The organism is Methylorubrum suomiense (assembly GCF_022179765.1).
Taxonomy (GTDB): Bacteria; Pseudomonadota; Alphaproteobacteria; order Rhizobiales; family Beijerinckiaceae; genus Methylobacterium; species Methylobacterium suomiense.
The window spans coordinates 62923-77223 of sequence record NZ_BPRE01000022.1 but is presented as its reverse complement, the minus strand read 5'-3'; the positions used below and the strand labels follow the sequence as shown (position 1 = coordinate 77223).

Genomic DNA, 14301 nt, shown 5'->3' with positions numbered 1-14301 from the left:
TCACACGAGCCTCGGTGGGCTCACCCCGAACGCGTTTGCAACCCGGTCCAAACAGGACCAGAACCAGAACGGACTCTGGTTATGAACGGGGGCAAACAGGGGGCAAGGTCATCGATACCCTGTTCTCGAATAAGACACTTGTGGCCGACTCTTGAGAACGCAATTCCGAGAGCAGGTACCAACACCATCCGACGCCCCGCGGAGCCGATACTTCCCCGTTTCCGTTGCCGTCGGGGATCGGTCTCGGGTTGAAGTCCCCGATCTCTGGCACCGCGCCTCACCCGAGGCTTGAGCGCTCCGCGGCGGAATCGGCCGGCTCACAGAGCAAGGCACAGGCCCGGCCGGTGGCCACCCACCGGCCGGGAGGATCGGCTCAGCCTTCCTTGAAGCCGTATTCCGGCACGCCGTCCTCGTTGCCGTAGTACTTGTACGGCAGGAACTTGCCCGAGAGGCTCATCTTCACCCGGTCGCCCTTGTTGTTGGGCTCGCGCTCCATGGTCATGTTGAAGTCGATCGCCGACATGATGCCGTCGCCGAAATCTTCCTGGATCAGTTCCTTCCAGGTCGTGCCGTAGACCATGACGAGCTCGTAGAAGCGGTAGATCAGCGGATCGGTCGGCGGCATCTGCGGGATCGAGCCGCGATAGGGCGCCTCGTTCAGCATCCGCTCCTCGGCCGTCGACAGGCCGAACAGAGCGGCGGCCTTCGCGGCCTGGGCCTTCGGCAGCTTCATCTGGCCCATGCAGGCGGCGGTGATCAGGATCGGCGAGATGCCGCCGATCTCCTCCTGGATGTACTTCCAGGTCCAGCCCTTCTCGCGCTTGATGTCGAGCAGCTTCTCGGTGAGGTCTTCGCGCTTCATGCTCGGCTCCTGTGGATTGAGCGGTTTCGACGAGGGCGATCAGCCGTCCGGACGCTGGGGGCATGCGGTCCGGACGGCGATCCCGCCCACAGCCCGAGCCTCGAGAGGATCAGGCCGCGGCGGAACGGGGTGGTGGCGCCGCGCGGGCGGCCTCAGGCGCGGCGCGGGGCCGGCGCGGTCGAGGCCGCGATCGCCTCGGCATCGGCCTCGCTGAGGGAGGGCCGGATGACGGGCGGGTGACGCGGGTCGTAATCGGCCGGCATCGCGTCGCGCAGGGTCTTGGAGCGCGACACCAGGAAGTCGATCAGGTGATTGCGCAGGGCGTAGTAGCCCGGCGCATGGTGGAGCTGCGTGCGGTCCCGGTTCTTCGGCAGCGGGTTCTCGACGATCTCGGCGACCTTCGCCTCCGGTCCGTTGGTCATCAGCACGATCCGGTCGGCGAGGTAGATCGCCTCGTCGACGTCGTGGGTGATCATGAACACGGTCTGCCCGGTCTCGACGCAGATGCGGCGCACCTCGTCCTGCAGGGTGCCGCGGGTGAGCGCGTCGAGGGCCGAGAACGGCTCGTCCATCAGCAGGATCTTGGGGTCGATGGAGAGCGCACGGGCGATGCCGACGCGCTGCTTCATGCCGCCCGACAGCTCGGAGGGCCGCTTGTGTTCGGAGCCGGCCAAGCCCACCGTGGCGATCGCCTTCTTGGCCCGTGCCTCGATCTCGGCCTTAGGGGCCTTCCGCCAGCGCGACGAGACCGCGTAGGCGACGTTGCCGAGCACGGTGCGCCAGGGCAGCAGGGCGTGACCCTGGAAGATCACGGCGCGGTCGAGGCTGGTGCCGGCGATCGCCTGTCCGTCCACGATCACCGCGCCCTCGGAGGGGGCCTCGAGCCCCGCCAGGATGTTGAGCACCGTGGTCTTGCCGCAGCCGGAATGCCCGATCATGCAGACGAACTCGCCGCGCCGCATCGGCAGCCACAGGTTCTGGAAGATCGTGGTCGTCTTGCCCCCGGGCGCCGGATAGCGCCGGGCGATGCCCTCGATCGAGATGAACTTGTCAGAATTCGACATGCGGCTGGTCCCGGCGGCCTGGTCGGGGGCGGCGGCCTGTGCGCGCCGACGGAAGGGAAGGAGCGTGCTCATCCGATGCCTCACTCGGGGAAGGTGACGAGGCGCTGAGCGCGGGCGAGCAGCTGGTCGAGGACCATGCCGAAGAGGCCGATCACCAGGATCGAGGTGATCACGTTGGTGATCGAGAGGTTGTTCCACTCGTTCCAGACGAAGTAGCCAATGCCGGTGCCGCCGACCAACATCTCGGCCGCCACGATGACGAGCCAGGCGATGCCGATCGAGATGCGCATGCCGGTGAGGATCGTCGGAGCCGCCGCCGGCAGGATCACCGTGAAGGCCCGGCGGAACGGCCCGACTTCCAGCGTGCGGGCGACGTTGAGCCATTCCTTGCGGGTCGAGGCGACGCCGAACACCGTGTTGATCAACATCGGCCAGATGGAGCAGATGAAGATCACGAAGATCGCCGACAGACTCGAATCCTTGATCGTGTAGAGGGCGAGCGGCATCCAGGCGAGCGGCGAGACCGGCTTGAGGATCTGGATGTAGGGGTCGAGCGCCCGGCTCATCAGCGGCGACATGCCGATGAGGAAGCCGATCGGGATCGCCACGATGACCGCGAGGCCGTAGCCCAGGGCCACGCGCCCGACCGAGTAGGCGAGCTGGATGCCGATGCCCTTGTCGTTGGGCCCCCGGTCGTAGAACGGGTCCTTCAGGTGGCCCCAGATGGTGGCGGCCACGTCGAGCGGGCCCGGCATCGCCGACTTGCCGGTCGTGGCCGTCTGGCCCATCAGCGCGGCATATTCCGGGTCCATCGCCTCGGTCTTGCCGGTGCCGCTCACCGCGACCTGCCAGATGAGCAGGATCGCGGCGAGCAGCGCCAGCGATAAGACGCCGGCGCGGAGATTGATGGCACGCGTCATGGCTCAGCTGGCCCGCTTGATCTTGAAGGAGTCGAGGTATTCCTTCGGCTTGGACGGATCGAACGTCTTGCCCATCACCGAGAAGGTCTTGCTGGTCGCCTCGGGCGGCGTGAAGCCGTCCTGCTTCATCAGCTTGGCGGCGTCGGTCGCGAGGTAGACCTGCCGCGCCACCGCCGCGTAATCGACATCGCCCTTGAGCTGGCCCCAGCGCTTCATCTGCGTCAGGATCCAGACCGCGAAGGATTGCCAGGGGAAGGCGTCGAAATCGACGCGGTCGGGCACCTTGCGCACCTGCCCCAAGCCATCCGCGAAGGTGCCGGTCAGCACCTGCTCCACGACGGTCAGTGGCTGGTTGAGATAGTTCGCCGGGGCGATCGCGGCGGCGATCTCCTTGCGGTTCTCCTTATTGGAGGCGTAGGCGGTCGCCTGGATGATCGACCGCAGGAGCGCCGCGTAGGTGTTCGGCGTCTCCTTGATGAAGGTCTCGGACGCCGCGAAGGCGCAGCACGGGTGCCGATCCCAGATCTCCTTCGACAGGATGTGGATGAAGCCGACGCCGTCATAGACCGCGCGCTGGTTCACCGGATCGGGCGCGAGGAAGCCGTCGATGTTGTCGGCGCGCATGTTCGCGACCATCTCGGGCGGCGGCACCGCGCGGATCTGCACATCGGTGTCCGGATCGATGCCGGCTTCCGCCAGGTAGTAGCGCAGCAGGTAATTGTGCATCGAGTAGTCGAAGGGCACGGCGAGCTTGAAGCCCTTCCAGTCCTTCGGGTCGCGCCGGTCCTTGTGCTTCATCGCCAGGGTGATGGCCTGGCCGTTGACGTTCTCCACCGCCGGCATCGTGTAGGGCTGCGGGTTCGAGCCGAGACCGAGCGAGATCGCGATCGGCATCGGCGCCAGCATATGGGCGGCGTCGTATTCCTTGTTCAGGGTCTTGTCGCGGATCACCGCCCAGCCGGCGGTCTTCACCACTTCGACGTTCAGGCCCTGCTTCTCGTAGAAGCCCATGGGCTTGGCCATGATGATCGGCGTGGCGCAGGTGATCGGGATGAAGCCGACCTTCAGGTCGGTCTTCTCCGGCTTGCCCGCCTGCGCGAAGGCTTCGGCGGCGAACTTCGTCGGGAAGAACTGACTGACCGCCGCGAGCGCGGTGGCGGCTCCGACGCTCCTCAGGAACGCGCGCCGCTCGGCATCGTGCGGGAAGAGCGCGCGCATCACCGCGCCCTCGACGGCCCGCTCCAGGGCAGCCTCGCCCTCGGGTGCGGCGGCCTGCTCGGCATCGTGGGCGGCCTGGCTGGCATGGGCGCCGCAGGAGCAGCCGCCGCGGGCGAGACGGCGTTTCGCGTCGAAGGGATTGTCGAACAGGGCCATCAGCGCCTCGCGAAATTCGGGACGCCACCAGATTGGCAAGGGGTGTGCCAAGCGTAAAATTTCTACAAAATCGTTATCTGTCAAGGATTTGTCATGATCGTGCCAAACTACGACATCTCGTGTAAAACGAAGTTTCGTAGCGCAACGACGAGATTTCGTGATGCTTGGGGCGGAGTCGGACGGAGCGGCAAGTCCCGATCTCAGGGCTGATTTCGGGCCCGTCTTCGAAGCAGGGGTCGAGGCGATGCTGGTGCTCGATCCGGCCGCCGACCGGGTCGTCGATGCCAACGATGCCGCGGCCCGTCTGCTCGGCCATACGAGGGAAGCCTTGCGGGACATGGCGGCGAGCGCCCTGCATCCCGGCCAGGTCCCGGCCCTGATCGTGTTCACCCAGGGCGTCCAGGCCAAGGGGCGCTGGTGGACCCATACGCTCACGCCCCGGCACGGGGCGGGCCGCGCCCTCAATGTCGAGGCCGTCGGCACGGTGCTGCCCGGCGGGCTCGTCCTCGTCACCCTGTTCGATCTCGACGAGCGCCGTCAGCGCCAAGTCGACCGCGAGGCCGACCGCCACATGCGCGCCGGCCTCTCGGAATGGCAGCGCATGGAGCGGATCTTTCGCGACATCGAGCGGGAGAACCAGCTGATCCTGCGCGCCGCGGGCGAGGGCATCTACGGGGTCAATGCCGAGGGGGTCACGACCTTCCTCAACCCGGCCGCCGAGCGGATGCTGGGCTGGTCCGCCGCCGACCTCGTCGGCCGGGACATGCACGCCTCCGTGCATCACACCCATCCGGACGGCTGCCATTATCCGCACCGGGACTGCCCGATCTACGCGGCCTTCCGCGACGGGGCCGTGCATCAGGTGGACAACGAAGTGTTCTGGCGCCGCGACGGCACCGCCTTCCCGGTCGAGTACACCTCGACGCCGATCCGCGACCGCGGCGCGCTCGTCGGCGCCGTCATCGTCTTTCGCGACATCAGCCAGCGCCGCGAGGCGGACGAGCGCCTGCGCCAGGCGCTCGCCGAGGTCGTGTCCCTGCGCGAGCGCCTCGAACTGGAAAACGCCTATCTGAAGGAGGAAATCCGGGCCGGCAGCCACCATCAGGGCATCATCGGCCGGAGCCCGGCCATCGAGGTGATCCGGCGCCAGATCGATCTCGTGGCCGGCACCGACGCCACGGTGCTGGTCACCGGCGAGTCCGGCACCGGCAAGGAACTGATCGCCCGCGCGATCCACGAGGCGAGCCGCCGCCGCGACCGACCGCTGATCCGGGTGAATTGTGCGGCGGTGCCGCGCGAATTGTTCGAGAGCGAATTCTTCGGCCATGCCCGCGGCGCCTTCACGGGGGCCCTGCGCGACCGGGTCGGGCGCTTCGAGCTCGCCGATGGCGGCACCCTCTTCCTCGACGAGGTCGGCGAGATCCCCCTCGACCTCCAGGGCAAACTCCTGCGCGTGCTGCAGGAACGCTCGTTCGAGCGCGTCGGCGAGGAGCGCACCCGCGCGGTCGACGTGCGCCTCGTGGCGGCGACGAACCGCGACTTGAAGGAAGAGGTGCGGCGCGGCCGCTTCCGCGGCGACCTCTACTTCCGCCTCAACGTCTTTCCGATCGGCGCGACCCCCCTGCGCGAGCGGCCGGAGGACATTCCCCTGATCGCCCAGCACATGCTCACCGGCGCCGCGCATCGCCTCGGCGTGCCGGAGCCGCGCCTGACGGAGGGCGATGTCCGCGGTCTCCTCCGCTACGGATGGCCGGGCAATGTGCGCGAGTTGGAGAACGTGATCGAGCGCGGCGTCATCCTGGCCCAACGCGGACGCCTTCGCCTCGACCTGCCGGAACGGGAGGAGACCGGCCCGAGCGAGGCAGCCGCCGGCGACGGCCTGACGGTCGCCGTTCCCGGACACCGCCCGCGCAACGAGACGGAGCGCCGCGCCCGCGATCGTGCCGAGATCGTCGAGGCCCTGGCCCTCTGCGGCGGCAAGATCTTCGGGCCGGGCGGGGCGGCCGAATTGCTCGGCCTGCGCCCGACGACGCTCGCCTCCCGCATGAAGGCCTACGGGATCAGGAAGTAGGCTTTGAAGAAAGCTGCAGGCCGAACGTCGGACGTGTTGCCGATACGTCAAAAAGGCCCCGCGAGCGGCCAGAGAGCGGCTTCGATACGCTCTCGTCGATGGGGAGCGGGACCGGGCGGCGTCAGGGTCGAGACTTGGCCACCCGGTCCCTGTCGAAGCATGATCCTTGGGAAGGAAGTGGCTTCGATCCGAGCCGCATCCCGGCGTCACATCGCGTGAGAAGCCGGAGCGCGGGATTCGTCGATCAGTACTTGCGCACCAGCGCGACCGGCTCGATCGCGGCGGCCTTCGGGGGCGAGTAGAGCGGCGCGACCAAACGGATGAAGCCGTCCGTCGATTCCGTGCCGGGGGTGCGCACGGCGACGTCGCGGGCGACCATGAGCTGCGCGGTGAACGGCCCGAAATCGTAACCGACCAAGCCGCCGATTGCGAAGCGTCCGGCCCGGCTATAGCCCTGCGCCGTCGCGCGCGCGAAATCCCGACCGCTCAACGGCAGGTCCGTCACGCCGTAGGCCACCGCGCCGATCTCGAACTTGCCGAACTTCCGGGTCGCCGTGAGGTCGAGCAGGAGTGCGTCGGCGAGGTAGAGCGGGCCGATCGCCCGGCCGGCGGCGCCTTCGAACCGGCCCGGCGAATCGTAGAAATTGTGGGTCAGGTTGGCCGTGAGGTTCCAGCCATCGGCGGTGTAGCTGGCCGCGAAACCCTGGCGATAGGTGTTGGAGGAAAATTGCGGCAGGCCCCGGCCGGCATCGAGGTCGTTCAGATGGACCGCCGCGAGATAGCTGACACCGAAGCCCTGGCCGAGATCCCAAGCGAAGATCGACCCTATCAGGGTGCCGACATTGATCGTAAAGTCACGGTTCGGCACCCCGGCCGGGTTGTTGGGAAACCCGAACACGGTCGGCTGTGCGATCAGGGGCTGAATATTGGCGCCCAAGATCTTGTAGCCCGTCGACCAGACCAGGACCGGCACGTTGATCGCCGTGTCGGTCGAGAACCGTGTGTCGTTCCGGCGGTAGATGAACGTGTCGATGGCGTAGATGCCCTCCGGCAGCGGAGCACCGACGGCGAGACCGACCTGTTCGCCCGGGATGGTGGTGGCCTGGGCGGTGGCGGCGGTCGCGCTCAGCGTCACGGCGGCGAATCCCGCCGCCGCGGCCGCGTACTTCTTCAGCATCGTCGGACCCTTTCCGGTCTGTGCATCGGCCAGCCGCACGCGTTCGCCGAAGAGGATCGGCGCTACGCAGATACCAGCGTGATGTTATTTCGGATTGTCTTGATTGCATGGAAATACATACAATCTGTATGGATCTCCATCAATGCTTATATTCTGCACCGTTTAATCGAAGAGTCGAGCAGAACTTGCTTGGACTCTGCTTGCAGCAAGTGCTTGTTGCAAGATCGGCACAGGTTTTGTCGGCGCGGCGAACAACGGTGCCGCACCGGCGCGACACGATCCGGATCGGCCCGCCCCGATCCGGCACCGAAGGCCCGACCGGTCTCCGCGTCGGTGTCAGACCGCGAATTTCAGGGCCGGCCGCTCGGCGCCGAGGCGCTTCTGGATTACCTGCACGAGATAGTCGGCGTCGCGCCCGACCGCGCCGAAGCGGCCGGAGCCCCATGTGTTCAGCCAGGGCAGACCGATGAAGGACACGCCGTCCTCGTTCGTGATCCCCCGCTTGTGCTTGGGCTGGCCTGCACCGTTGAACACGGAGGCATCGAGCCAGCGGAAATCGGGCGTGAAGCCGATGCACCAGACGACGCTGGTGATGCCGGACCCTTCGAGCGCGAGGCGGGTGACCGGCTCGCCCGGCTCCCAGACGGGGGTGTAAGGGGCCTGCGCCGGCGCCGCGATGCCCATCTCGGCGATGTGCTGGTCGATCGCCGCATTGATGCCGTTGTAGGTCCGGTCGGCTCCGTCGAGCGAGCGCTTGAGATTGTCGCGGAAGTGCAGGCTACCCTGCCGGTAATCCTCGAGCACGCCGTAGAGCCGCATGCCCTCGGTGGCGAAGCGGCGCAGGTCGATGTCGCGCCCCCCGTCCCGGCCGGTCACGTAATGATTGGTGTTGTCGCGGACGCCGTCGCGAAGCGGATGGTCCTCGACCGTCTTCTCGTAATACCCCATGTCGGCGAGCCACGTGACGACGTCGCGGCCGCGATAGAACCGGGCGCAGCGGGGCGCGTCCCCGACCGCGAGATGCACGCGGCGGCCGGCGAGATGCAGATCCTCGGCAATCTGCGCGCCGGACTGACCCGAGCCCACCACCAGCACCTCGCCCTCCGGCAATTGCGCGGGATTGCGGTACTGGTTCGAGTGGATCTGGACGACCGAGCCCGGCAGCCGTTCGGCCATCCGCGGGATGATCGGGCTGTGGTAGCCGCCCGAGGCCACGACGATCTCGTTGGCGATGCAGTCGCCCTCCGACGTGGCGACGTCGAAGAGGCCGTCCGCCCGCCGCGTCACCCGCGTGACCGCGACGCCCTCGCGGATCGGCGGCGCCACCTTGGCCACGAAGGCCGCGAGATAGGCGACGATCTCGTCCTTCTTCATGAATCCGTCCGGATCCGGCCCGTCATAGGGATGGCCCGGCAGGTCGCATTGCCAGTTCGGGGTGACGAGACAGAACGTGTCCCAGCGCTGGGTCGCCCAGGTATGGGCGGCCGTCTCCTTCTCGAAGATCAGATGCGCGATGCCGCGTTGCTTGAGGTGGTAGCTGACCGAGAGGCCGGCTTGCCCACCTCCCACGACGACGACGGGGACATGGCGAGGCGTGGCGGTCATGGCGCTCACTCCGTGATGCGGAAGAAGGGCTTCGGGTTCAGGGCTCGAAGGTCTCGACCGTCACCCGGCCGCCGGGCTCGTGCCGCTTCGCCGTGGCCTCGATCCGGGCAAGTTGATCCAGGGCCGAGGAGCAGGCGAAACCGTATTTCTCGCGCACCCGCTCGCTGGCGATGGTGAGGGCCGCGCGGGTCTTCTCGACGAAATCGTCGAGGGAATAACTTTCCCCCGGCGCAAGGAAATCCTTCACCACGAGGGAGGGCGAGTAGCAGGCCTCCCGCCGGCCGTCGGGCCAGCGGACGTGGAAGCGCATCTCAGGCATGGATCGGCTCCTGTCGGGGGCGGGCACAGGCCGCGTAGGCGGGCAGGTGGCGCTCGGCGCAGGCGCGCCAGGAATGCGCGGCGGCCCGCGCGAGGCCGGCGGCCCGCAATCGGCTGCGCCGCTCCGGCATCGTCGCCGCGTCCATCGCGTCGGCGATGTCGCCGGACTCGGCCGGGTCGACGAAAAGGGCGTCGCAGGGGGCGAGATACTCGGTGAAGGGTGCGAGCCGGGAGACGATCACGGGCGTGCCGCTGGCCATCGCTTCCAGCACGCAGAGACCGAAACCCTCCTTCCACGAGGGGAAGGCGAGCATGTCCGCGATCCGGTAGAGCCCCGGCATGTCGCCCTGCGGGACGGGTCCCGTCTCGATCACGGCGGCACCGGGCCCGAGCGCGAGCCCGGCGGCGGCCAGGGCCGCGCGACAACGGGCGCGGTAGGGCGCGTGATCGAGCAGGGAGGCCCCGCCCGCGACCACGAGCTGGGCCGCCGGGTGGCGCTCCCGGAAGCGCGCGAAGGCCGCGATGATGCCGGCCGTGTTCTTGCGCTCCTCGAACCCGCCGACGGCGAGGACGATCGGCCCCGGACCGAGGCCCCAGCGCTCCCGGATGCCCGCATCCGTCCGTGCCGGCTCGGGGCGGTACACCGACAGATCCACGCCGTTCCCGACGATGTCGGCCTCGGTGCCGAGGTCGTCCCGGATCCAGTCGGCCCAGACCCGGCTGACGCAGAGCAGGCGCTTGGCCTCGCGGATCGACCGATCCTGCCATTCCGCGAGCAGCGGGTCGGCGAAGCTGTCGACGTGGTGGACCGTGCGGACGAAGCCGGGAATCAGGCGCCGGTGCCTGAGGGTCGCGAGCGCGTTGCCGCCGATCCCGTCATGGGCGTGGAAGACATCGAAGTCGCAGGCCGCCGGCGACGCGAAGTGACGGAGATAATCGTTGATGCGGGCCCGCACGCGCTCGGCCGTCGTACCGGCGGCCGCCTTGTCGGTTATGGTCCTGGCGGCGACCGGGACCGTCGGACAGGCGGCGGACCGGAAGAAACCGTTTCCGTCGGGATCCGGCGCGTGAACCACCGCCTCGTGCCCGAGCGCGCACAGGGCCTCGGCCAGCGCGAGGCAATGCGCGACGCCCCCGCGCGGGTTGGTCGAGTGGGTCAGGATGGCGACGCGCAGCGGCCTCATGCGTCGGGCCCGGTGTCGCGTCCGCAGCCGATGAGCGGTCCGGCGGCGAAATCCCAGACCACGGCTTCCTCGCCCGCGGCACCGCGGACCCGGGCGACACGGCTCGCATCGAGGCGTCCGATCGGCGCGCTGGCGATGCCGCGCTCGGCGAAGCGGGCGAGCACGGCCGGCGTGCGGTCCGGGCGCACGCTGAGCAGGAAGCCGAAGCTCGGGAAGGCGGACAGCCAGCGGGCGAGCGGCACCGGCGCGGGGCGCGGGATCGCGGCGAGATCGATCACGCCGCCCACCTGCGAACATTCGAGCAGCATCAGCGCCGTGCCGACGACGCCCGCCATGCTGATGTCCTTGGCCGCCGCCGCCAAGCCGTCCTCGGCGATTCCCGGGAGCAGGGCGAGGTCGCCGCGCAGGCGCTCACCCGGTGCGCCGGTCGAGGCGTCCCAATAGGGATGCGGCTCGCGGAAGCGTCCGCGCAGGTCGATCGCCGCGATGAGATCGTCGCCGGGCGCCGCGTCGAAGCTCGTCAGGAGGCGCCCGCCGGCCCGGCCGAGCACGGCCACCGCCAGAGCGCCGGAGGTCGCGCGGGTATTGGTGTGGCCGCCCACGACCGGAACGCCGTAGAGCGCCGCCGCGTCGGACAATCCGGCCAGGATCGGATCCGTCGCCGCGGCGTCGCGGCTCCAGAGGGCATCGACCACGGCGAGCGGGCGACCGCCCATGGCGGCGACGTCGCTGAGATTGACCATGATGCCGCAATAGCCGGCAAAGTAAGGATCGGCGGCGACGAAGCCGTCGAGGAAGCCCTCGATGGCGAAGAGCAGGTGTCCGTCGCCGTCCGGAATCGCGGCGCAATCGTCGCCGACCGGGACCGCGGCGTGCCGGCTGCCCAGGCCGAGCCGCGTGATCACGGCGTCGATGTCCCGCTTATGGGCGACCCCGCGCGCCTCGCGGATCTGACGGGCCAGTGCCGGGAGATCGAGGGCCACCGTCATCACGCGGCCTTGCGGAAGGTGATGAGCCCCCGCTCGGGATCGTGCATCGGCGGATAGGCGGCGAGATCCGCCTGCATCCGGTGATGGGGCCGGCCGTGGAGGTCCACCGTCCCGAGGCTCGCCCAATGCAGGGCCTCGAACAGCGGCACGTTCCGCTCCTGAACATGGGCGAGGAAGCGCGTGCATCCGCGGGCATGGGCCGAGGCGACGGCGACTTGGATGAGCCCGGCCCCGAGCGCGGCGGTGCCCCGGAAGGCCGGGGCGACCGCGAGGCGCGAACCCCACCACTCTCCGGGGCGCTCCGGAACCTCGTGGATGCGCACCGTGCCGACCACGGCGTCGACGTCGCCGCCCAACGTCGAGAGGGCACAGATCGGGATGGCCCGCGCGTCGATGGCGTCCCGGTCGTCGCCTTCGAACAGGCCCTGCTCCGTGCAGAAGACCTGCCGGCGCAGGGCCGCGCAGGCGCGCCGCTCCCAGGGGGCGACCGCGAATTTCACCCGGAAATGGTTCGGGCGGTAGGGCGGAACGGGTTCGAGGATCATGCCGCCCCCGTGCGCTCGTAGGCCGAGAGCGCCGAGCAGGCACCGCAGCGCCCGCACCCGGCCTTGATGTCGCCCGAGCGCAGGCCGGCGCGTGCCAGCATGTCCGCGAGCGGCTGCAATATGGCATGCATGAAGTCCGGCGTGGGCGCCGGATGGCTCTCCAGCGGCGTGCCGGAGATCGGCACGAAGGGCACGACGAAGGGGTAGACCCCCATCGCGATCAGGCGCTCGGCCATCGCCAGGATGGCCTCGGGCGCATCGCCGAGGCCCGCCAGGATGTAGGTCGAGACCTGGCCGCGCCCGAAGACCGGCACCGCCGCCTCGAAGGCCGCCGCGTACCGCTCCAGCGGTACGCTCGCCTTGCCGGGCATGATCCGGGCACGCACCTCCGGGGTGACGGCCTCAAGATGCATCCCGAGGGCATCGATGCCCGACGCCTTCATCCGCTCGAACCAGCGGTCGTCGTCAGGGGGCTCGCACTGGGCCTGGATCGGCAGATCGACCGCCGCCTTCACGGCGAAGGCGCTCTCGCACAGCAGGGCGGCGCCCCGGTCGGTCGCGTTCGGGGTGCCGGTGGTCATCACCATGTGTTTCACGCCGTCGAGCAGCACCGAGGCGCGGGCGACCTCGGCCAGTTGCTCCGGCGTCTTGCGCGCGATGGTGCGGCCGGCGGCCAGCGATTGGCCGATGGAGCAGAACTGGCAGGTCTTGGTGCGGCTCTGATAGCGGATGCAGGTCTGGAGTACCGTCGTGGCGAGCACGTCGCGCCCGTGCAGCACCGCGATCTTCGAATAGGGCACGCCGTCGAAGGTCGAGAGGGCGTAGAAGCGGGGCTTGCCCGGAAAGGTGGCGCGCCCGATCACCACGCCCTCATGCTCGATGATCGCGACGCCGTCCGCATCGGGACGGCGCACGAGGAAGGGCGACTCGAAGGCGGTCTCGGTATGGACCGGCACCATCACGGTTCGCCCCGCGATGGTCATGGCCTTGTGGTCGGAGGGCCCCGCGCCGCCGCGGCGGCTCGGTGCCCCGGCGCGGGTGTCGGCGAGCCTAACGCCGTAGGATTGCAACGCGTTGATCAGCCGCTCCGTCGGCATCCCGACCAAGCCCGCCGCCACCGCCGGCAGCGAGGGAGGGCTCATCGGAAGCGGAGTGCTGCTCATGGTCGAGGCTCCGGGAAGGGGGCGGGGAAGGGGTCTGGGCAGAAGTCTGAGAACGGATCGGGCCGTGCACGAACGGGGCCGGACGGTCGTCGTGGACCAGGCTGAGGAGTTCGGGCCGGGCGTAATGGCCGACGGCGTCCATCATCCGCTTGCGCTTGGTCACGAGGGCGAGGTCCATGTCGGCGATCAGGAGGCCCTCGCCGGGGCCCAGGGGATCGGCGAGATGCTTGCCTTCCGGCGAGACGATGGCGGTGCAATTGCCGCCGCGGCAGGCGCCGCGCAGGCGCTCGTCGGGACAGACCTGCGCCACCTGCGCGTCGGTGAGCCAGCCGGTGGCGTTCACCACGAAGCAGGCCGCCTCCAGGGCGTGGTGGCGGATCGTCACCTCCATCTGGTCGGCGAAGATCTGGCCGACGAGCGAGCCGGGGAATTGCGCCGCGTGGATCTCCTCGTGGCGGGCCATGAGGGCGTAGCGGGCGAGCGGGTTGTAGTGCTCCCAGCAGGCCAGCGCCCCGACGCGGCCCACCGCCGTCTCCACCACGGCGAGGCCGGCGCCGTCGCCCTGCCCCCAGATCATGCGTTCATGATAGGTCGGCGTGATCTTGCGGCGCTTGAGCTTCAGCGCGCCGTCCGCGTCGAAGATCAGCTGGGCGTTGTAGAGCGATCCATGGTCGCGCTCGTTCACGCCGAGCACGATGACGGCGCCGTGGCGGCGCGCCGCCGCCGAGACCGCCTGCGTCACCGGCCCCGGGACCGCGACCGCGCGCTCGTAGAGCTTGAGATGCTCCGCCCCCTGTTGAGCCGGCGGCAGGACGAAGGAGAAGTAGGGATAGTAGGGCACGAAGGTCTCGGGGAAGACCATGAAGCGCGCGCCCTTGGCCGCGGCCTCGTCGATGGCGTTCAGCACCCGCTCCAGGGTGCCGTCCGGCCGGTCGAGATCGGGGGCGATCTGGACGGCGGCGGCCCGCACGATCCGGCTCTCTGACATGGATGAACCTCCGGCTTGAGACGGCGGCCGGGCCGTGCGCG

At 69.1% G+C, this 14301-nt stretch carries 13 protein-coding genes; 1 reads left to right on the top strand and 12 read right to left on the bottom strand.

Features of this window, described 5'->3' with window-relative positions; all coding sequences use genetic code 11:
- Positions 1 to 373: 373 nt before the first annotated feature.
- The 4 genes from cynS to MFF26_RS24385 form a co-directional block, all read right to left on the bottom strand.
- On the bottom strand, positions 374 to 862 hold the full coding sequence (gene cynS / locus MFF26_RS24400) for a cyanase (protein ID WP_137829922.1): 489 nt from the start codon (positions 860 to 862) through the stop codon (positions 374 to 376).
- 152 nt (positions 863 to 1014) lie between these two features.
- Positions 1015 to 1998 (bottom strand): ABC transporter ATP-binding protein, encoded by a 984-nt coding sequence (locus MFF26_RS24395; RefSeq protein ID WP_137829921.1) that lies wholly within the window; start codon positions 1996 to 1998, stop codon positions 1015 to 1017.
- Between the two features lie 8 nt (positions 1999 to 2006).
- Complete coding sequence (gene ntrB / locus MFF26_RS24390; protein WP_137829920.1) at positions 2007 to 2846, bottom strand: nitrate ABC transporter permease; 840 nt, start codon at positions 2844 to 2846, stop codon at positions 2007 to 2009.
- Positions 2847 to 2849: 3 nt separating this feature from the next.
- Positions 2850 to 4220, bottom strand: coding sequence for a CmpA/NrtA family ABC transporter substrate-binding protein (locus tag MFF26_RS24385; RefSeq protein ID WP_137829919.1), 1371 nt, complete (start codon positions 4218 to 4220; stop codon positions 2850 to 2852).
- 244 nt (positions 4221 to 4464) lie between these two features.
- On the opposite strand from MFF26_RS24385, the gene MFF26_RS24380 reads away from it, so the two are divergent.
- Positions 4465 to 6291, top strand: a complete 1827-nt coding sequence (locus MFF26_RS24380; RefSeq protein WP_238308779.1) for a sigma 54-interacting transcriptional regulator — start codon at positions 4465 to 4467, stop codon at positions 6289 to 6291.
- A gap of 244 nt (positions 6292 to 6535) precedes the next feature.
- On the opposite strand, the gene MFF26_RS24375 is transcribed toward MFF26_RS24380, so the two are convergent.
- From MFF26_RS24375 to MFF26_RS24340, 8 genes are all read right to left on the bottom strand, one after another.
- A complete protein-coding gene (locus MFF26_RS24375; protein ID WP_137829917.1) occupies positions 6536 to 7468 on the bottom strand; it encodes a transporter in 933 nt (310 codons plus the stop codon).
- Between the two features lie 336 nt (positions 7469 to 7804).
- Complete coding sequence (locus tag MFF26_RS24370) at positions 7805 to 9073, bottom strand: MSMEG_0569 family flavin-dependent oxidoreductase (protein WP_137829916.1); 1269 nt, start codon at positions 9071 to 9073, stop codon at positions 7805 to 7807.
- 37 nt (positions 9074 to 9110) lie between these two features.
- Positions 9111 to 9392 (bottom strand): MSMEG_0570 family nitrogen starvation response protein, encoded by a 282-nt coding sequence (locus MFF26_RS24365; protein WP_137829915.1) that lies wholly within the window; start codon positions 9390 to 9392, stop codon positions 9111 to 9113.
- On the bottom strand, positions 9385 to 10575 hold the full coding sequence (locus MFF26_RS24360) for an MSMEG_0565 family glycosyltransferase (RefSeq protein ID WP_137829914.1): 1191 nt from the start codon (positions 10573 to 10575) through the stop codon (positions 9385 to 9387). Before MFF26_RS24360 ends, MFF26_RS24365 begins: the two co-directional genes overlap by 8 nt.
- A complete protein-coding gene (locus MFF26_RS24355) occupies positions 10572 to 11564 on the bottom strand; it encodes a sll0787 family AIR synthase-like protein (RefSeq protein WP_137829913.1) in 993 nt (330 codons plus the stop codon). The genes MFF26_RS24360 and MFF26_RS24355 overlap by 4 nt, the downstream gene beginning before the upstream one ends.
- Complete coding sequence (locus tag MFF26_RS24350) at positions 11564 to 12109, bottom strand: MSMEG_0567/Sll0786 family nitrogen starvation N-acetyltransferase (protein ID WP_137829912.1); 546 nt, start codon at positions 12107 to 12109, stop codon at positions 11564 to 11566. Before MFF26_RS24350 ends, MFF26_RS24355 begins: the two co-directional genes overlap by 1 nt.
- The gene (locus MFF26_RS24345; protein ID WP_137829924.1) at positions 12106 to 13206 is read right to left on the bottom strand and encodes an MSMEG_0568 family radical SAM protein; all 1101 of its coding nucleotides are present in this window, start codon (positions 13204 to 13206) and stop codon (positions 12106 to 12108) included. Before MFF26_RS24345 ends, MFF26_RS24350 begins: the two co-directional genes overlap by 4 nt.
- The gene (locus MFF26_RS24340; RefSeq protein ID WP_137829911.1) at positions 13160 to 14260 is read right to left on the bottom strand and encodes a Nit6803 family nitrilase; all 1101 of its coding nucleotides are present in this window, start codon (positions 14258 to 14260) and stop codon (positions 13160 to 13162) included. The genes MFF26_RS24345 and MFF26_RS24340 overlap by 47 nt, the downstream gene beginning before the upstream one ends.
- Between the last annotated feature and the right edge of the window lie 41 nt (positions 14261 to 14301).

Coding starts and splice junctions, on each gene's coding strand:
- cynS (WP_137829922.1), bottom strand. CDS start 862: ATGAAGCGCGAAGACCTCACCGAGAAGCTGCTCGACATCAAGCGCGAG.
- MFF26_RS24395 (WP_137829921.1), bottom strand. CDS start 1,998: ATGAGCACGCTCCTTCCCTTCCGTCGGCGCGCACAGGCCGCCGCCCCC.
- ntrB (WP_137829920.1), bottom strand. CDS start 2,846: ATGACGCGTGCCATCAATCTCCGCGCCGGCGTCTTATCGCTGGCGCTG.
- MFF26_RS24385 (WP_137829919.1), bottom strand. CDS start 4,220: ATGGCCCTGTTCGACAATCCCTTCGACGCGAAACGCCGTCTCGCCCGC.
- MFF26_RS24380 (WP_238308779.1), top strand. CDS start 4,465: ATGCTGGTGCTCGATCCGGCCGCCGACCGGGTCGTCGATGCCAACGAT.
- MFF26_RS24375 (WP_137829917.1), bottom strand. CDS start 7,468: ATGCTGAAGAAGTACGCGGCCGCGGCGGCGGGATTCGCCGCCGTGACG.
- MFF26_RS24370 (WP_137829916.1), bottom strand. CDS start 9,073: ATGACCGCCACGCCTCGCCATGTCCCCGTCGTCGTCGTGGGAGGTGGG.
- MFF26_RS24365 (WP_137829915.1), bottom strand. CDS start 9,392: ATGCCTGAGATGCGCTTCCACGTCCGCTGGCCCGACGGCCGGCGGGAG.
- MFF26_RS24360 (WP_137829914.1), bottom strand. CDS start 10,575: ATGAGGCCGCTGCGCGTCGCCATCCTGACCCACTCGACCAACCCGCGC.
- MFF26_RS24355 (WP_137829913.1), bottom strand. CDS start 11,564: ATGACGGTGGCCCTCGATCTCCCGGCACTGGCCCGTCAGATCCGCGAG.
- MFF26_RS24350 (WP_137829912.1), bottom strand. CDS start 12,109: ATGATCCTCGAACCCGTTCCGCCCTACCGCCCGAACCATTTCCGGGTG.
- MFF26_RS24345 (WP_137829924.1), bottom strand. CDS start 13,206: ATGCCGACGGAGCGGCTGATCAACGCGTTGCAATCCTACGGCGTTAGG.
- MFF26_RS24340 (WP_137829911.1), bottom strand. CDS start 14,260: ATGTCAGAGAGCCGGATCGTGCGGGCCGCCGCCGTCCAGATCGCCCCC.